The sequence below is a fragment of the Lentzea sp. NPDC036955 genome (assembly GCF_055608005.1).
The window spans coordinates 113384-130065 of sequence record NZ_JBVJRC010000018.1 but is presented as its reverse complement, the minus strand read 5'-3'; the positions used below and the strand labels follow the sequence as shown (position 1 = coordinate 130065).

Sequence of the window (16682 nt, the reverse complement as noted above, 5' to 3'; positions counted from 1 at the left end):
GCCTCACGGCACGGCGACGCACCCGGTGCCGTTCCTGAGCCGCAGCTCGGACCGGACGATGTCGAGGTACCGGCACCCGTCGCGCTCGTTCGGCTCGATGACGCCACCCTCGTGCCACTCGTTCCAGGCGTACAACAGCACGAAGTTGTCCACGGCCGACGACCGCGCGGACGCGTCGACGTCGTCCCGGACGGCGCCCAGCACCCTGCGGAAACCCTCCGGCGACTGGTCCTCGTACCAGCGAAAGGCCGCGTGCAGCTTGGCCTTGGCCTCCTCAGGGCTGTCACTGGACGTCACCGGGTCCTGCGTGCTGATGCCGATCCGCGGCCGTTCGTCGAAGTCCGACGTGGCGCACCGGACCACGGCACCGGGGATGGTGCCGAACCACTCGCGCTCCCCGGCCACGTACTGCTCGTACGAGCCGGTGAACCGCCCGGGGCAGTAGCTGCCGTCGACCCCGTGCTGCGGCCCCGGGAACCCGTTGTCGGTGGTCATCGTGATCATGACCTCCTCACCGAGCGTGGCCCTGGCCCGCGTCCGGATCGCGTCGGTGAACCGCCGCACCGCCGCGTCGTCGATCTCGTCGCTCTTGTCGTTCTCCGGCCGGTCGTTGACCTTGCCGATGCCCCGCACGTCGCAGAGCTGCAACATCGGCCGCCCGTCGTTGGCGCGCAGGATGTTCGGCTGGCTGAGGTAGTCGTCGACGAGGATCTCCGCGGCCCTGTCGATCTGCTCGGACGGCATCCGCAACGTCCCACCGGCACCGCCGCGCCACGGGTGGATGCACGGCAGCACCGTGAACTTCATGTCGCCCCGGTTCCGCGCGGCCAGGAACGCCCGCAACCCCGCCGCGTACTGCTCGTCGGCCGCGCCGGGGTTCCAGTACCAGTAGAACGCGAAGTGGTCGAGCCCCGCCCCCGTGGCCTGCTTGATGTGCCGCTCCAGCGTCTCCGGCTTCGAGTCGTCGTAGTACCCGATCGATGGCTTGAGGTGCGAGAAGTCCTCATCCGGCCAGTGCCGCACCGCCTTCGGGTTGCCGTCCCGCGCGTGTCGGACACCACCCCACCAGTCGTTCTCGAACTCCTTGCCGTAGTACCGCCCGATGCGGTCCATCATGGCCCGGTTGCCCTGCGCGTCGAACGCGCCGAAGTAGATCGCCCCAGCCCGGATCCACCGCGGGTACACGTACCCCAGAGGCCCGTCGACCTGGTCGTACCCGAGCGCCCGCATCGCCCCCAACCGCGACGCCAACGCCGGCCGCCACGAGTCGGCCGCCCCCTCCTTGTGCACCCGGTAGAGCACCTCGGTCCCCGGCTGCGGCGACACGGACAGGTGCCCGATCACCCCCTCGTACCGGAACAACGGGTCGTCCCCGGAGGTCAACTGGTCCCGCTCAGCCGCGGACGACGTGAGCATGTACGCGATCCGCCCCTGCTTGCGCAGCCGGTACAACGGCGTCGACCCCTCGAACGCCTGCCGCCGCAGGTACCCCACCCGCGCATCCGCCTGCACCTGCATGCCGTGCACTTCGGCCGCGGTCTTAGCCTCAGCCTGCGACAACGTCCAGAACAACCCCTGCTCGTGCGGCGTCGCCAACTCCAGCAAGGGCACCGGGTCGGTCACCTTGCTCTCCGGGCTGCCACTCGCGACCGCGACCGTCGGCGGGTCGTTGGAGATCGTCAACAGCAGCGAGGCCGCCAGGACGGCGACTGCCAGCAACGAGACGAGAAACCGCACGGTGCCATGATGCAGGACGACGGCGCGAAACTGTCCTTATCGGAAGTGTGATCCGAGATCGGGGGCGGCTCGGTGCCGGTGTTCTTGCTGGTGGGCGAGGCTGGGTGCCTATCGGGGTGTGTCCCGGGTGGCGCTGTGAACTGGTGCTTGACGTGCTAGGTAGAAGCACGCTCGACGGGAACCTGTGGCTCGGTTCGATCGGTTGCTCGGCGAACGGCTGTAGTCAGTCAATACTTCACTGAGGGCTCTCCGAGTAGTCGGTCGAGCTGTGTTCCAGCGCGTGGAGTGCGCGTTCGAGTCGTTTCGCCATATCGGCGCGGAGCAGCTGGCACGCCTCCTGGAACGGCACTGCGGCGACTTCGCTGATCTCGGGATCGCGCGGCGCGAGCTGCTCCACCTCGTCTTTCACCAGCACGCCGCCGTCGAAGATGAAGAGCAGCTGGTCATCCCACGGACCGTGCGGGCCGATCCAATCGAGTAGGAGTACTCGGCCCGGCTGGATCGACAGGCCCAGCTCTTCGCCGACTTCACGGACTGCGGCGGCACGCGGAGGCTCGTTGTCCTCGGCCATCCCACCGGGTAGGTCCCAGTGCTCCTTGTAGGTCGGGTTCACCAGCACAATGCGCCCGCGCTGGTCCCGGAGGAGCACGTCCGCGGCGACGCGCTTGCGAGCTTGCTTCGCGTTGCCCTCGGCGAGATAGGCGAACCGGGCGTCGTCGTCAGTCAGACCGGCCACGTCGCAGTTTGACCTTCCTTGGCGTCGGATACCTGGCTGAGCGCGCCCAGGGTGGCCAGGAAGTGCGCCACCTCGGGGACGCTGCGCGCCGACGCCAAGGTATGCCCCAGGGCGTTGAGCTGATCAAGGACGCGGGTCGAGCTGAGCGAGGCCGTCACCTTGCAGACCTCGTTGCCGAACGCGGCGGCTTCGTCGAGCCGGCCGGCGCCGATCAGGATGTTCGCCATCGTGAGCTGGCCGAATGCCCGGCTGCGGACGCGGTCGCCGGTGCGGAGCTGGATGGCGGTGGTCGCGCGCTGCTCCGCTTCGGCGTACTCGGCGAGGGCGAGGAAGCACTGGGCCGCCTCGCTGGCGAGCGACGCCTCGTCGAAGTTCGCGATCCAGTCGGCCGGCTTCTCGTTCGTCGCCTGGTCGAGCAAAGACTCAGCGGTGTCGAGTGACTCGGCGCAGGCCTGATTCTCTCCGGTGAGGGCGAGTGCTCTGGCGCGCATCGCATGCAGTCGCGCGGTGAGCCGGAGCGTTCCGTCTGCCTGGCTCGTCTTGGTGATTCCAGTGGTCGCGATTCGCAGGGCGTCGGTGTGCTGTCCCAGCTCGATGGCGAGATGCGACATCGAGGCGCAGGCATTGCCGGCCAGCGCGTTGTTCTCGGCGGCGACGGCCAAGCGGAACGCGCGCTCGAAGTAGGCACGAGCGCGGGAGTTCTGCCCACTGTCGTGGGTCATCCAGCCCGCGATCTCCGTCATGGAGGCCGCGGCGGAGAAGATTCCCGCCGCAGCGGTACCGCTGTGCGCGTCGAGCAGGAGCGGTGCGATCTCCCGGCTGAGGTAGAGCTCGACAGAGGGAAGCAGCACGCCCCCGCCGAGCCTCCGATCCGTCTCTTGGAACGCCAGCGCGGCGCCCTGGATGCGGTGCACGGAGTCAGGCCCTGACTGCCGCGTCTTCTGCGAGACCTCGACGACCCGGAGCGGCTTCTGTTCCGGGTGCAGGAGTTCGATGAGCTCAGCGGTGGTGACTTCCAGTGCGGCGGCCAGCCGAGGCTGGATGAACGCATCCGGTGGGTTCTCCAGCCGATCCCACCTGCCGACCGTCACCCGGTCGACGCCCAAGAGCTTGGCCAATCCCTCCTGGGTGAAGCCCATGGCCTCGCGGCGCTGCGCGAACGCACTTCGCCACCTGGCCAATTGATGCTCCCGAGTGTCAGTTGATGGCCATCAGCGTATCGCGCCAGTTTCGGCGAATGGCGGTTGTCCAGACGAGAATTTTGCTTTCACTCGATCAGGTCAGTCAACGTTGTGGCTGGTCAGTCGCTTGCGTGTTGCGTTCGTGTGGCACGGGCGTGCCGTCTGCGACGTGGTCAGCGGACCGGGTCTCGCCGTTTAGTCAATCCCACTCACCGGTTGGCATCCGAAAGGAGGGGATGGCCGTGTCAGCGCAGGCAGCCGTGGACCCGTCGATGACTTCGAGCAGCTGCACACCGCCGGAGCCGTTCCGCTGGTTCCCGTACCGCGGAGCGCGTCACGCCGTTCCGCGCTGCTTCGTGTTGCCGGGGAGCCGGATCGAATCACCGTGCGGCGAGCAGCTGGTCGTCCCGGAGGTCGAGCCGCCGAAGTACCCGGACTGGCTGTGGCCGGAGTGCCCCAAGTGCGACAGCGAATGGCGCAAGACGACCGGACGGCCTCAACGTTCCGAGCTTTGCGGATCGGGCTGCGCGTCGGACGAGCAGGGGTTGGACATGCCGAAAACGAAAGAACAGGGTGATGACGACCGAAGTCGGAACCGCCGAACTCAGCCGCGTCCTCGCGCCGTATGTGACGTCGTGGTCGGCTGAGCATGATCTGCACTGCACGTTGCTGGTGCGTGCGGACGGGCGCGGAGTGGGCTACGCCAACGAGCTTCCGGGAGATCGGGACGCGCACGGCGTGCTGTGGAACCGGGTCGCGGAGCGGCACGGTGTGGGTGTGCCGGAGTTCGCGCGGGTACATCCGGCGCGGCAGCGACAGGCGATCAACAACCTGCTGTGCCAGGTGTGCGCCGAACCGGCTGACCGCACCGCGGAGGGCGTCCTGTGGCTGATGCGGGACTTCCGAGGAGACAGTCCGAACTGGCCGGAGGACATGGCCTCGGTAGAGCCTCCGATCTGTGCCCGGTGTGTCCCGGTCGCGATGCAGCGGTGTCCAGCGCTCCGACGTGGTGCTGTCGCGGTCCGAGTGCGGGAGTTCAACGTCATGGGAGTGAGAGGAACCCTGTACACGCAGGGGGTCTTCGGTCTCAAGCCGGCCGGGATGGGGCATCTTCTCTACGGCGATCCGGCCACCAGCTGGATGGTCGCGGCGTCCTCGTTCCGCCTGCTCCAGGACTGCAGCTTCGTCTCGTTCGAGGAGCTGGGCATTGCGGCAGGTCTGGGATAAGCGGCTATGCCGAAGGACTTCCGGGCCACGGCGCTTGAACGCGCTATCGGGCGGCGGCTCGCCGCGTGGCGCGATGCACGGCAGCTCAGCCTGACCGAGGCCGGTCGCTTGGTGGGGTTCAGCAGCGCCAAGCTTTCGATGATGGAGAACGCCATCCAGCCGTCTGCGGTCCTGGACATCATGGCGCTCGGCTACGTCTACGGGGTGCCGGCGCTGGAGTGGCAGACCGTCGTGAAGCAGGCACAGCATGCCAATCTGGTCCGTGCGGTCACCGATGACGTCGTGCTGTTCGACCCAGTCGAGGATCTTCCGGCGCTGGTCGGTGAGGCCACGAGGCTGGGTGTGTTCGCGCCGGATGCCGTGCCCTCGCTGCTCCAGATTCCTGACTACGCGAGCATCGTGGTGGATGCCGGCGACCCTGTCCGTGGTGCGAGGCATGCTGTGATCAGGCATGCCTGGGCGCAACGGCTCCGCGACAGCGATCCGATCGTCGTCCGGGCGGTGTTCCCGGAGGCTGTGCTGCGGATGACCGTTGGCGGTCGGCGAGTGATGAAGGCGCAGCTGCTGCACTTGGTGGGGCTGAGTGAGCTGGAGACGGTCTCGATCAAGGTCGTGCCGCGCGGTGCGGGCACTTGCCCGGTGACGGGCGGGTCGTTCACGTTGCTCAGCTTTCCGCATCGCCAGCACAGCGACGTCGCGTACTTCGAGTCGTTCATCAAGGGCGAGTACGTCGAGGAGCTGGGCTTGACGGAGAAGTGCGTTCGGCACTTCGAAGCTCTCAGCACGCGGGCGCTGGACGAGGGCGAGTCGGTGGAACTCATCGCCGAGGCAGCGGCTGAGCTGTCCAACTGAACGATTCACTCGACTGAACGAATTGGGTACGGCTTTGCTGGCGTCTTGGAGCAGCTCCAAGACGCGGACTTCAACCTGGGATTGAGTGGCTCTTGGTCGAGACATTCGGCGTCGCCGAGGCTTGGCTCAGCAGGGACTTGGGCCGCGGCGCAGGTGGTTGAAACCGGCCTGGCTGAACGACACGGCCTAACCGACCTGTGTCAGCACCTGCGCCCCTGACCCGGTCGAAAACAGCTGGGCATGCCAGCCGGAACTCGGCTACCGCTACGACTGCGCTCAGGACTCGCCGTCACGCTGGCGCTGAGCGCACAGCAGCCGCTGCTAACGTCTGGCCCCGTCACGGCGGTCGACGCGCTCACCGAACCGGAACCCACGCTGTTCTGAACTCCGGCACCACCCGCGCAGGCTGCCACCCCCCGTCAGCCGACCGCGAGGAACGCCCGCCGGATGTCCACCACCACCAGCCCACGCATCGGTGCTCGGGTACTGCTGCTCGACGCCCACGACCGCGTGCTGCTCATCCACGCCTGCGACCCGCATGATCGCGACCACCACTGGTGGGAGCTCCCCGGCGGCGGCCTCGACGAGGGCGAGAAGCCGGAGGACGCCGCCCTGCGCGAGGTCGCGGAGGAGACCGGGATCATCATCCCGTCGCTGGGCCACAAGCTGTGGATCCGCGAATCCCGCTTCCACTACAAGGGCCGCGACCACCACCGCGAGGACCACGTGTTCCTCGGCCGCATCACCGACACCGAGCCGAAGGTCGCGCTCAAGCCCACCGAGAACGAGAAAGCCGGGTTGATCGAGCGCCGCTGGTGGTCAGCGCCAGAACTCCACCAGTGCACCGACAAGCTCCTGCCTGCCAGCCTCCCGAATCTGCTCGACGACCTTCTCGCCGGCGCACTGAGCGCGGCACCGCTGCATCTGTCCGACTGACCGACCAGGGTTCGTCCCACGGTCAGAGGATGCTCCACGGCTGGGCATGATCGTCACCCAGTTGAGCGATCCGTCGTGTGACCTCTGCGGCCTGCGGGGTTCCCGGCGCGGACTTCCGCGCGTTCGTGGTGATCATCCTCAGCTCGCGGAGATCCCTGAAGACCTCGTAGCCGTCCCACTCCCGGACGTCACGTCCGTAGCGCTCGCAGAAGTTGTCGTACTGCTCCGGAGGGAACCCGAATCTGCGGCAGTGGACCTCGATCGTCACGAGGTCCCATTCCGCGGGGCCGAACACCGCACTTTCCCAATCGCAGAGGACCGCCTGACCGCTTTCGTCCCACAACGTGTTGCGGTGCTGGGGATCGCCGTGGATGAGGCGAGGCTCGCTGAGCTCGACCTGCTGCAGCCGAGAGGTGACGTCGCTGAGATGTCGCTCCAGCCGGTTTCGCTCAGCAGCCGACACGATCGTGCTGGAGTCGATGGAGCGCCGGATCGCACCCAGGGCATCAAGTTGCGGCAATTCGATCGGCGCTGTTGTCAGTCTGTGCAGCGAGAAGAGCGGCTCAGCGATCTCGCCGGCCGACATCTCGCGGTTCTGGGGGAGGTAAGGCCACAAGGTCACTGCGCAGCCGGTTATGTCCAGCGGCTGCTCGATGTCGAGCAGCGACAGCGTGGGAACGTGCCGCTCGGACAGCCAGCGCACCAGCCTGACGACGTTCTCGGTGTGCCGGATGTTCGGGCGCAGGACCTTCACGATCACCGGTGCCGTGACGAGCCGGTACACGGCGTTCGTCTGATGCCTGAGCAAGACCATCCCAGCCGGGTCGAGACCAGCCCGCCGGCTCGCCTCGGCCGCGACGAGCGCGGTGCGATCAGGTTCGAACGTGGATTCAGTCAGGCGTGGGAGTTCGTGGATCGCCGCCATCAGTTGTTGCTGACCGGCGCCACGAGTTCGCGCAGCTCACTGACTGCGGGACGCTGCCACCGCTGTGTTGGTATGGCTTTCACGACATCGGTTGCGCGTGTCAGCACGATTCGCGTCCGGTGCTCTCCAGGAAGTTCGAGAAGCGTGTTCACCGCCAGCGCGCACGCGTCGTCGATGTCGCCGTCGGCAGCCTCGCCGACGGCCTGGTCCAGCTTGATCAGCGCCGGGTCGATGACCAGCGTCGGATCGGCACGGTAGCGGTGCAGGGCTTCCTGCTGCACCTGACGAGCGCGGTCGAACTCGCCGAGGTAGGTCAGGGTGCCGGACAAGTACAGCAACAACCGCTTGTCGTTGAACTCGAACGCGGCGTCAGTCGATGGTGTGTCGAGCTGGTCAGCCAGACGCTGGGCGGTGGCCATCGCGCGTTCGGCGCCGTCGGCGTCGCCGAGCCGCGCGAGTGCGCGCCCTTCGGCGGCCGCGGCGAGAGCGGTGGCGCTGCTGACCGCACCCGCGGCGAGCGTCTGAGCTTTCTGCGCCAGGGAGACGGTGCGTTCCAGACGCCCGTAGTAGTACGGGAGCATTGCTTCCTGTGCGCGAACCTGCGCTCGCAGAAGGCCGTCGGTGGTGTCGTCAGCGGCCAGACGAGCGGTGCCGTACCAGGAGCGCGCGCGGGTGACCTGACCGAGCTTCATCAAGGCGTCCGCGTTCAACAGGCTGAGCACCGCGGTTGCCGTGGACAACCGTTCCTGCACCTTTGCGGGCTGCCGCTCGTCGGCCAGCTCGCGTACTTCGAGGAGGTCCGGCATCAGGTCGTCGAGCATCTCGGCGGGCGGGGTGTGGGTGTAGCTGTCGATCCAGTCGACGATCCGTTCTTCGATCAGCTCCAGGCGTCCCATCGAACCGAGTCCTTTCGAGAGGGTGCCGTCGACGAGGCTGCGCGTTTGGTCGAGACGTGCGAACAGCGTGTCCTGAGTGGACGGCTGGGCGGGCCAGATGACCGAGACAGCGGTCGCGCCGTCTGGGGTGGTCTGGGCGAGTACGGCGTCGAGATCCGCAAGCGACAGGTCGAGCGCGGTAGCGAGCCGCTTTCGTTGCCGTGCCTGCGGTCTCTGGCCTGAGCGCCACCGTGCGACGGTTGAACGGTCAACTTCCAAAGCCTCAGCCAGGGAGTCGATCGTGAAACCGGCGTCCTCGCACGCTTTGATCAACGCGTCGCGTTTTGGGCTCATCGACGTCCTCTCCGTCGCCTCCACCCTACGGTAGCGGACGCGCATTCTTGCAGGTCAAGCCAGATATGCGTACAAGATGCGCACGGACTGCGACCGAACTGCGCACTTGATGCTCTGGTCGAATGACTCGGGTCCCACTTTCCTGGAGAGAACCATCTGGCGGTGAACAACCTGTCGCCGATGTCCATGGGAACGCACAAGGTGGGTGATGGCTGTGGCGGTCGTTGTTGTCGTGGATCTGACGCCAGCGGAGGCCACGGTTCTGGCCCGAGCTGCCGTGGTGGTGACTTCGGCGCTGGATTGCAGGGAGTTGAACGCGGCAGAGCATGGCCTCCTGTCGTTCCGGGCGGCAGTATCGCGTGCGCTCGCGAACGAGATGCCGCGGGCTTCGGCAGAGCGGCCACTGCGATTGCAGCGGCAACGCCGCCAGGCGAGTTAGCGGTCTTGTTCAGCGAACTTCGTCGTCGATCTGACGACCGTCTCGAACCAGCGGCACGAACGAAAGCACAGGAGAGATGACGAAAACCGACCAGCGCAGTCTCACCGTGGCACCACACGTAACCTCGTGGTCTGCTGAACAGAACCTGCAGTGCAGCGTGGTCGTGCGCCCCGACCGCCACGGAGTCGGTTACGTGAACGAGCTGCCGGGCTACCGCGATGAGCACGGCGTTCTGTGGATGAAGGTCGCCGAGCGCCACGGTGCAGGCAAACCCGATTTCGCGCGGGTCCATCCGGCACGGCAGCGACGGGCGATGAAGGAACTGCTGTGCCAGGTCTGTGCCGAGCCGGCTGACCGAACGTCGGACGGTGTCCTGTGGTTGATGCGGGATCACCGGGAGACCGAGGGACCGGACTGGCCTGAAGACATGGCGTCGGTGGAACCTCCCATCTGCGTTCCATGCACAGAGATCTCGTTGCAGCGCTGTCCTGCGCTTCGTCGTGGTGCTGTCGCAGTGCGGGTTCGCGAGTACAGCGTCATGGGAGTCCGTGGCACCTTGTACCGGCCCGGCGTGTTCGCGCCGCAGCCGATCAAGATCGAGCACCTCGTCTACGGTGACCCGCTGACTGGTTGGATGGTCGCGGCGTCCTCGTTCCGCGTGCTCCAGGATTGCAGCTTTGTCTCGTTCGAGGAGCTGGGCATTGCGGCAGGTCTGGGATAGACCGCGATGCCAAAGGACTTCCGGGCCACGGCGCTCGAACGCGCTATCGGGCGGCAGCTCGCTGCGTGGCGCGATGCACGGCAGCTCAGCCTGACCGAGGCCGGTCGCTTGGTGGGTTTCAGCAGTGCCAAGCTTTCGATGATGGAGAACGCCATCCAGCCGTCCGCGGTCCTGGACATCATGGCGCTCGGCTACGTCTACCAGGTGCCGGCCCTGGAGTGGCAGATCGTCGCCAAGCAGGCACAGCATGCCAATCTGGTCCGTGCGGTCACCGACGATGTCGTGCTGTTCGACCCAGCCGAGGATCTTCCGGCGCTGGTGGGTGAGGCCACAGGCCTGGGTGTCTTCGCGCCGGATGCCGTGCCCTCGCTGCTCCAAATTCCCGGCCACGCGAGCATCGTGGTGGATGCCGACGACCCTGCCCGTGGTGCGAGGCACGCCGCGATCAGGGAAGTTTGGGCGAGGCGGCTTCGTGACAGAGATCCGATCGTCGTGCGGGCGGTGTTCCCGGAGGCTGTGCTGCGGACGATCGTTGGCGGTCCGCGAGTGATGAAGGCGCAGCTGCTGCACCTGATGGAGCTGAGCGAGCTGGAGACCGTCTCGATCAAGGTCGTGCCGCGCGCTGCGGGTGCCTGCCCGGTGACGGGCGGGTCGTTCACGTTGCTCAGCTTTCCGCACCGCCAGCACAGCGACGTCGCGTACTTCGAGTCGTTCATCAAGGGCGAGTACGTCGAGGACGTGGGCTTGACGGAGAAGTGCGTTCGGCACTTCGAAGCTCTCAGCACGCTGGCGCTGAACGAGGGCGAGTCGGTGGAACTCATCGCCGAGGCAACGGCTGAGCTGTCCAGCTAAGTGACTCACTCGACCCGGCGTGCCTGGCCGGTCGTGGCGGATCGCACAGGTGGCCAGACCGAGGGACGCCTCGTGAATGTCGATGGCCATGAACGTTGAGTCACCACAGTTGACCAATCTGTGAGGAACTTCTAGCCGCGCCCGACTCGCATGAGCGACACGACGGACCTGCGGGTGCCGACAGCGTGTGGTGAGGACTCGACTCGTTCAGAAAGATGTTCCGAGAGTTGGAATGAGTTCTGGACACGTCTTGGGTCGCTTGGTTCACTGTCCGCACCCAACAGGGAATCCCTGTCACCGCCGTGATTCCAGGAGGCGAATTGCGCTCGTCGGACCGGTGAGCTCGCACGCCGGCCGACTCGGAAGTCGAACACATCGTGGCTGCCTGCATCGGACGAACAGTTCGCTGCAGCAGACGACACATCTTGGTTCAGGAGGTTCGATGTCCAAACCGTCGTACGGGGTCGGAGAGCTCGATGCCGCCTCTTTGCAGCCTGACGAGATGGAACGCCTCTTCCGAGCGCCGATCATTGCAACGGTCAGCACCGTGAGTCCGGCCGGGTACCCGCAGTCCAGCCCTGTCTGGATCAAGTACGACAACGGTCGGTTGCTGTTCTCCGCGGCCAGCAACCGGGTCAAGATCCGCCACCTGCGAGCGAACCCGAGGGTGAGCGTAATGGCGTTTGATCCCGAAAGCCCACGTAGCTACGTTCACGTACAGGGCACGGTCACGATCACGCCCGACGGCGCGATGGAACTGATCGACGAACTGTCGCTCGCCTACTGCGGCAAGCCTTGGGCATCGCAGCGCGGCGAGGAACGGGTAGTGGTGCGGGTGGAGCCCTCCAAGATATTCGTGCGGCGGTAAGTCTCATGATCGAAGCCGTGTTGTTCGACGTAGACGACACCCTGATCGACTACGGGAAAGCCGAACGCGGCGGAATCACCGCTTACCTGCAGTCTTTGGCCGTGGCCTGCGATCCCGCCGCCGCGGTAGCGAGGTTCGGTGAGTTGCAGGGCTACTACTTCGATCGCTATCTCGCTGGCCTGATCGACTACGTCGGGCAGGCGACCGCCCTTGCGGCCGCGATGATCGATTGGCTGGAACTGTCCCCGCTGGACGATCCGTACGACTGGTTCTTGGGCTATCGCCGGCACTACGAAGCGTCGCTGACCCTGTTTCCCGATGTGCTCGACGGGTTGGCGGCACTGGGGGACATTCCGCTGGGCATCGTGACCAACAGCGACTCCGTGTACACCAGAGTCAAACTTCGCCGCACCGGGCTGCTTGCGCGGTTTGATTGCATCGTCGGAGTGGACACCGCCGGTGTGTCGAAGCCTCATCCTCTGATCTTTCAGAGCGCATGCGCGGAGATGGGGCATCTCCCTGCCGTCGTCGCCTACGTCGGCGACAAGAAGCTCAGCGATGCCCAGGCCGCGGACTCCGCAGGCCTGCACGGTGTGTGGCTGAACAGGTCCAATGACGGCACCGGGGGCTTGACCGACCTCCGTCAGCTCGCAACTGCTCTCGGGCTGTGCCCCGATCGATCGCCATCACACCGCGCGACCGTGGCAGCAGGAGTCCGATCCGGAGTGATCGGTGCCGAGGTGGCTACCTGTGATGGATGACCCGTTCGACGCTCAGCAGGCTCAGGGCGTGTTGAAGGCGGCTTGTTCGACAATCGACCTGGACTCCGGCGACGCGGAGCTCATACGTCTCGGCGAAAACGCCGTGTTCTGGCTGCGATCACGCTCTGTCGTAGCACGGATCAGCCGCAGCAGTGCCCAGGCCGCCCAGGTGGACCGGGAAGTGCGATCCGCCCGGTGGCTCGCGCGGATGTCCGTTCCTGCTGTTCGCGCGCTCGATGTCGACCAACCCCTTTTCTTGGACGGGCACGTCGTCACGTTCTGGGAATCAGCGAGTACGAAAAACGACCATGGCAGCCCTGCTGACCTGGCCGGCTTGCTGCGCGATCTCCACGCCCTGGAAGCACCTCCGGAACTTGATCTTCCAGTCGCCGACCCGTTTCGTCGTGCACGCACCTGCCTCGATCGCGCAAAAGCACTGAGCGAAGAGGACCTGTTGTTCGTCAACGGCCTCCTGAACGACCTGGCGGCCAGGTACGAGAACCTCTCGTTCGCCCTCCCTCAAGGCGTCGTGCACGGCGACGCGAACGTGTGGAACGTCTTCCTGGACCACCGTGGAGCACCTGTTCTGGGAGATCTCGACACCTTGGCGGTAGGACCACGGGAGTTGGATCTCATGCCCGTGGCCTTGTACCACCACCGACTCGGGTGGCACACCGCAGCCGAATATCGGGGTTTCGTCGGCGGATACGGATTCGACGTGAAGGACTGGGAGGGATACGAGGTGCTGGCGGATGCGCTTGAGATCGAGCTGATCGCATGGCTTGCGCAGAACGCCCATCAGAGCCCCGCAACCTTGGCCGAGGTCGTCAACCGCATCGAGACGATCCGCACCGGAGCTTCCAGGCTCGGGTGGACCCCGTTCTTGTGAGCTCGGGAATTGCTTCGTGCTCTGCCAGGGCGTCCAGAGGTCAGCCGCAAATTGGAGCTGTAGACGATGGGGGAACCAGCCGTGGCCATCCGTCCCGAGCCGAGGAACGGCTCCAGGAGCTTTCGCGACTACCTGGAAGTGTTGGACGAGCTCGGTGATCTGCGCGAGATCGACTGGAAGGTCGACACGGACCTGGAGATCGGCGCGATCATCCGGCACAGCAGTGAGACGTGTGCTCCGGCGCCGTTGTTCACCAACATCCTGGGCCACGACGGGTACCGCGTGGCCGGCGCTCCTCTGGCCTACAGCTCTGATCCCGGTGCCAGGATGGCCAGAGTCGCGGTCGCGCTGGGGCTGGACCCGGCGACACCCGGTCCGCGCATCGTCGAAGAGCTCGCCGCCGCACTGCGCAACGATCCGATTGCCCCGGTCGTGGTGCAAGAGGCGCCCTGTCAGGAAAACGTCCTGCTCGGCGACGACGCGGACTTGACCGACCTGCCGGTTCCGCTGCTGCACGTCGGAGACGGTGGCCGATACATAAACACGCTGGGCATCTTCGTGCTGAACAGCCCTGACCGGAAGTGGACGAACTGGTCGGTCGCCCGCGCCATGCTGATCGACGGTCGGCGCATGACGGGTGTGGTCAGCGGGGACCAGCACAACAACGTCATCCGCCGGATGTGGCAGGAGCGAGGCGAGCCGATGCCGTTCGCACTCGTGCAGGGAGCACCGCCCGCGGCGTTGTTCGTGGGCGGGATGCCGCTGCCCGACGGCGTGAACGAGGCGGACTTCCTCGGTGGTTACTTCGGCGAGCCGATGAAGACCGTGCGGTGCAAGACGGTGGACGTCGACGTTCCCGCTTCCTCGGAGCTTGTCATCGAGGGCTACCTGGACATGGACGAGACCTGGCCGGAGGGACCGAGCGGTGAGTACCACGGCTATCTCGGCTCAGGTACTAAGTTGCGCCCGGTTTACCACATCACCGCGATCACTCATCGAAACGACCCGATCCTGCCGGTCGTCTGCGGCGGCAAACCCGTGGACGAGGACCACACCATCTGCGGACCCGCCATCGCCGCCGTCCTCCTGAACGAGCTGCGGTCAGCCGGACTGCCGATCACGTCCGCCTGGGTCGTTCCAGAAAGCGGATGCACCATGCTCGCGGTGTCGGTTGCACCGGACTGGCGGCAACGCACCAAGGCGACCTCGTCCGAGTTGGCGCGGCGCGTGCTGGAGGTGTGCAAGGCACCTGGCGCCGTTCACGCGGGCTGGTGGATCAACAGGCTGATGGTGCTGGATCAGGACATCGAGCTGTCCGACCACCGCGATCTGATGTGGGCTTGGGCAACCCGGTGCCACCCTGCCACCGGACGTCAGGTCGTCACCGACCAGCGGATCCCGGCGGGGGTCGTGTCCTACGACGACGCGGAACGCAAGGCCGCACGCGGCCCGGTCGAAGTGCTGGACTGTTTGACCCCTGCTGACCTACTTGCGTCGCGGAGCACCGCGTTCGCCGACAACTACCCGGTGGAGCTGCGTCACAAGGTCCTCGTCGACCTGTACGGCGACCGCCGGGCAGGCAACGGAGGTTCGCTCGCATGACCATGGGGGAGCTGAGTGTCAACGGGCAGCACCGTCGCCACCTGGACGAGCTTCATCGCGGCCGCGACCTGCCCGTGGTGGTCGGGATCAGCGGCGGCAGCGGGATGATCTACGGAATCCGTCTGCTCCAGGTTCTGCGAACGTTGGAGATACCGTCCCACCTGGTCATCTCCGTCGGTGCCCGGAAGGCGCTGCCCTACGAATGCGACCTGTCGGTGCGTGAGATCGCCGCGCTTGCGGATGTCCACCACAGCCCCTCCGACATGGCAGCCGCGATTTCCAGTGGTTCGTTCCGCACCAGGGGCATGATCGTCGCTCCGTGCTCCGTGAAGTCGCTGGCGCAGATCGCCACCGGTGTGTGCGACACCTTGTTGACCAGGGCAGCCGAAGTCACGCTCAAGGAGCGTCGGCGTCTGGTCCTGATGGTGCGGGAGACGCCTCTCACCTTGACGCATCTGCGGAACATGGCCACGGCCACTGAGAACGGTGCGATCATCGCGCCGACGGTGCCGGCCTTCTACACCCGCCCGCGGACGCTCGACGACGTCGTGGACCACACCGTGGGTCGTGTACTGGATCTATTCGACCTCGACACCGGAGCGTTTCCCCGCTGGGCATAGGGAAAACAGGCACTCAGCGGGGACTCAGGCCGCGCTGCGCGAACGCCGTCGTCGACCGCGGCACGAGCCGAGGAGCCGGCACCTCCACCGCACCCTCCACGTCCCCGCCGGCGATCACGTCGAGCATCAACCGCGCCACCCGCGCCCCGTACCCGGCCACGTCCCGGGCCAGCGCCGTGATCGCCGGCCGCATCACCTGGCACAGCTGCGAGTCGTCCCACGCCACGACCGAGAGGTCCGCGGGAACGGAGAGCCGCATCTCGTCGGCCACCGACATGCCCGCCACGGCCATGATGCTGTTGTCGTACAGGATCGCCGTCGGGCGAGTGGGGGAGCTGAGCAGCCGGCGGGTGGCCTGCGCGCCTTCCAGGCCGGTGTAGTCGGTGTGCACGACGTCGGCCGAGTCGAGGGCGCACGACGCGGCTGCCGTGTGGAACGCCTCGTCGCGGCGGCGGGTGTGGAGCAGGTCGGGGAGGCCGGCGATGCGGGCGATGCGGCGGTGGCCCAGGGCGGCCAGGTAGCCGACGGTGTCGGTGGCGGCTGCGGCGTCGTCGGCCCAGACGTGGGGGAGGGTGCCGGTGCCCGTGGGGCCGCCGACCACGACGGTGGGCAGGGCCAGTTCTTCCAGCAGGGGGATGCGGGGGTCGTCGGCGCGCAGGTCGACCACGATCACGCCGTCCACGCGGTGGCCGCCCCACCAGGACCGGTAGACGTCCAGCTCGGCGTCGGCGTTCGCCACCACCTGCATCATCAGCGCGTAGCCGGGGGCGGCCAGCACCGACTCGATGCCGCTGACGAGCTCCATGAAGAACGGTTCCACGCCCAGGGTCGTGGCGGGGCGGGGGAGTGCCAGGCCGATCACGTTCGTGGTGCCGCCGGACAGGACGCGGGCCGCGCTGTTGCGGTGCCAGCCGATCTCGTCGGCAGCGCGCTGGACGCGCTGGCGGGTGCGGTCGGAGACGCCGGGGCGGCCGTTGAGGGCGAACGACGCCGCACTGATCGACACGCCCGCGCGGCGTGCGACGTCGGAGATCGTCGGCCGCTTCAACCCCGGACCTCCTCGTTGGCTGGTGATCTCAACCTAGCAGGTAGCTAAAGCGTTCGATG

At 66.5% G+C, this 16682-nt stretch carries 17 protein-coding genes; 11 read left to right on the top strand and 6 right to left on the bottom strand.

Going from position 1 to position 16682, the window contains the following annotated elements:
• Nucleotides 1-3: 3 nt before the first annotated feature.
• The 3 genes from ACZ7CF_RS40870 to ACZ7CF_RS40860 all read right to left on the bottom strand — a co-directional run bounded on the left by ACZ7CF_RS40870 (nt 4) and on the right by ACZ7CF_RS40860 (nt 3654).
• Complete coding sequence (locus tag ACZ7CF_RS40870; RefSeq protein ID WP_470372387.1) at nt 4-1737, bottom strand: glycoside hydrolase family 99-like domain-containing protein; 1734 nt, start codon at nt 1735-1737, stop codon at nt 4-6.
• Nucleotides 1738-1972: 235 nt separating this feature from the next.
• The gene (locus ACZ7CF_RS40865; protein WP_470372386.1) at nt 1973-2473 is read right to left on the bottom strand and encodes an NUDIX domain-containing protein; all 501 of its coding nucleotides are present in this window, start codon (nt 2471-2473) and stop codon (nt 1973-1975) included.
• On the bottom strand, nt 2461-3654 hold the full coding sequence (locus tag ACZ7CF_RS40860; RefSeq protein WP_470372385.1) for a helix-turn-helix domain-containing protein: 1194 nt from the start codon (nt 3652-3654) through the stop codon (nt 2461-2463). The genes ACZ7CF_RS40865 and ACZ7CF_RS40860 overlap by 13 nt, the downstream gene beginning before the upstream one ends.
• Before the next feature lie 23 nt (nt 3655-3677).
• Between ACZ7CF_RS40860 and ACZ7CF_RS40855 the strand changes: the two genes are divergently transcribed.
• The 4 genes from ACZ7CF_RS40855 to ACZ7CF_RS40840 all read left to right on the top strand — a co-directional run bounded on the left by ACZ7CF_RS40855 (nt 3678) and on the right by ACZ7CF_RS40840 (nt 6669).
• Nucleotides 3678-4301, top strand: a complete 624-nt coding sequence (locus tag ACZ7CF_RS40855; protein ID WP_470372384.1) for an HC3 family zinc finger protein — start codon at nt 3678-3680, stop codon at nt 4299-4301.
• A complete protein-coding gene (locus ACZ7CF_RS40850; RefSeq protein ID WP_458431551.1) occupies nt 4231-4881 on the top strand; it encodes a hypothetical protein in 651 nt (216 codons plus the stop codon). The genes ACZ7CF_RS40855 and ACZ7CF_RS40850 overlap by 71 nt, the downstream gene beginning before the upstream one ends.
• Before the next feature lie 6 nt (nt 4882-4887).
• On the top strand, nt 4888-5733 hold the full coding sequence (locus ACZ7CF_RS40845) for a helix-turn-helix domain-containing protein (protein ID WP_470372383.1): 846 nt from the start codon (nt 4888-4890) through the stop codon (nt 5731-5733).
• A gap of 447 nt (nt 5734-6180) precedes the next feature.
• Nucleotides 6181-6669, top strand: coding sequence for an NUDIX hydrolase (locus tag ACZ7CF_RS40840; protein WP_470372382.1), 489 nt, complete (start codon nt 6181-6183; stop codon nt 6667-6669).
• A 22-nt stretch (nt 6670-6691) separates the two neighbouring features.
• Here the strand turns inward: ACZ7CF_RS40840 and ACZ7CF_RS40835 are convergent, their stop codons facing one another.
• Both ACZ7CF_RS40835 and ACZ7CF_RS40830 read right to left on the bottom strand, forming a co-directional pair.
• Entirely contained in the window at nt 6692-7594 is a 903-nt protein-coding gene (locus tag ACZ7CF_RS40835) for a phosphotransferase family protein (protein WP_458431554.1), read from the bottom strand.
• A complete protein-coding gene (locus tag ACZ7CF_RS40830; protein WP_470372381.1) occupies nt 7594-8823 on the bottom strand; it encodes a helix-turn-helix domain-containing protein in 1230 nt (409 codons plus the stop codon). Before ACZ7CF_RS40830 ends, ACZ7CF_RS40835 begins: the two co-directional genes overlap by 1 nt.
• A 515-nt stretch (nt 8824-9338) precedes the next feature.
• Between ACZ7CF_RS40830 and ACZ7CF_RS40825 the strand changes: the two genes are divergently transcribed.
• The 7 genes from ACZ7CF_RS40825 (at nt 9339) to ACZ7CF_RS40795 (ending at nt 15575) form a co-directional block, all read left to right on the top strand.
• Entirely contained in the window at nt 9339-9983 is a 645-nt protein-coding gene (locus ACZ7CF_RS40825) for a hypothetical protein (protein WP_470372380.1), read from the top strand.
• 6 nt (nt 9984-9989) lie between these two features.
• Nucleotides 9990-10835 carry a helix-turn-helix domain-containing protein gene (locus tag ACZ7CF_RS40820; RefSeq protein WP_470372379.1) on the top strand — a complete coding sequence of 282 codons (846 nt, stop codon included), beginning with the start codon at nt 9990-9992 and terminating at the stop codon, nt 10833-10835.
• 442 nt (nt 10836-11277) lie between these two features.
• Complete coding sequence (locus ACZ7CF_RS40815) at nt 11278-11703, top strand: PPOX class F420-dependent oxidoreductase (RefSeq protein WP_458431559.1); 426 nt, start codon at nt 11278-11280, stop codon at nt 11701-11703.
• Nucleotides 11704-11708: 5 nt separating this feature from the next.
• On the top strand, nt 11709-12464 hold the full coding sequence (locus ACZ7CF_RS40810; RefSeq protein ID WP_470372378.1) for an HAD family hydrolase: 756 nt from the start codon (nt 11709-11711) through the stop codon (nt 12462-12464).
• Nucleotides 12457-13353 carry a phosphotransferase gene (locus tag ACZ7CF_RS40805; RefSeq protein ID WP_470372377.1) on the top strand — a complete coding sequence of 299 codons (897 nt, stop codon included), beginning with the start codon at nt 12457-12459 and terminating at the stop codon, nt 13351-13353. Before ACZ7CF_RS40810 ends, ACZ7CF_RS40805 begins: the two co-directional genes overlap by 8 nt.
• 66 nt (nt 13354-13419) lie before the next feature.
• Nucleotides 13420-14955: a UbiD family decarboxylase gene (locus ACZ7CF_RS40800; RefSeq protein ID WP_470372376.1), complete on the top strand. Its 1536-nt coding sequence runs from the start codon at nt 13420-13422 to the stop codon at nt 14953-14955.
• Nucleotides 14952-15575, top strand: a complete 624-nt coding sequence (locus ACZ7CF_RS40795) for a UbiX family flavin prenyltransferase (RefSeq protein ID WP_360393361.1) — start codon at nt 14952-14954, stop codon at nt 15573-15575. The genes ACZ7CF_RS40800 and ACZ7CF_RS40795 overlap by 4 nt, the downstream gene beginning before the upstream one ends.
• Before the next feature lie 13 nt (nt 15576-15588).
• On the opposite strand, the gene ACZ7CF_RS40790 is transcribed toward ACZ7CF_RS40795, so the two are convergent.
• Nucleotides 15589-16623, bottom strand: coding sequence for a LacI family DNA-binding transcriptional regulator (locus ACZ7CF_RS40790; protein ID WP_470372375.1), 1035 nt, complete (start codon nt 16621-16623; stop codon nt 15589-15591).
• Nucleotides 16624-16682: the final 59 nt, after the last annotated feature.

Bases quoted from the DNA above. Each gene is read 5' to 3' on its own strand.
- ACZ7CF_RS40845 (WP_470372383.1), top strand. From the start codon at position 4,888: ATGCCGAAGGACTTCCGGGCCACGGCGCTTGAACGCGCTATCGGGCGG.
- ACZ7CF_RS40840 (WP_470372382.1), top strand. From the start codon at position 6,181: ATGTCCACCACCACCAGCCCACGCATCGGTGCTCGGGTACTGCTGCTC.
- ACZ7CF_RS40850 (WP_458431551.1), top strand. From the start codon at position 4,231: ATGACGACCGAAGTCGGAACCGCCGAACTCAGCCGCGTCCTCGCGCCG.
- ACZ7CF_RS40805 (WP_470372377.1), top strand. From the start codon at position 12,457: ATGGATGACCCGTTCGACGCTCAGCAGGCTCAGGGCGTGTTGAAGGCG.
- ACZ7CF_RS40835 (WP_458431554.1), bottom strand. From the start codon at position 7,594: ATGGCGGCGATCCACGAACTCCCACGCCTGACTGAATCCACGTTCGAA.
- ACZ7CF_RS40800 (WP_470372376.1), top strand. From the start codon at position 13,420: ATGGGGGAACCAGCCGTGGCCATCCGTCCCGAGCCGAGGAACGGCTCC.
- ACZ7CF_RS40830 (WP_470372381.1), bottom strand. From the start codon at position 8,823: ATGAGCCCAAAACGCGACGCGTTGATCAAAGCGTGCGAGGACGCCGGT.
- ACZ7CF_RS40815 (WP_458431559.1), top strand. From the start codon at position 11,278: ATGTCCAAACCGTCGTACGGGGTCGGAGAGCTCGATGCCGCCTCTTTG.
- ACZ7CF_RS40825 (WP_470372380.1), top strand. From the start codon at position 9,339: ATGACGAAAACCGACCAGCGCAGTCTCACCGTGGCACCACACGTAACC.
- ACZ7CF_RS40795 (WP_360393361.1), top strand. From the start codon at position 14,952: ATGACCATGGGGGAGCTGAGTGTCAACGGGCAGCACCGTCGCCACCTG.
- ACZ7CF_RS40810 (WP_470372378.1), top strand. From the start codon at position 11,709: ATGATCGAAGCCGTGTTGTTCGACGTAGACGACACCCTGATCGACTAC.
- ACZ7CF_RS40820 (WP_470372379.1), top strand. From the start codon at position 9,990: ATGCCAAAGGACTTCCGGGCCACGGCGCTCGAACGCGCTATCGGGCGG.
- ACZ7CF_RS40855 (WP_470372384.1), top strand. From the start codon at position 3,678: ATGGCCATCAGCGTATCGCGCCAGTTTCGGCGAATGGCGGTTGTCCAG.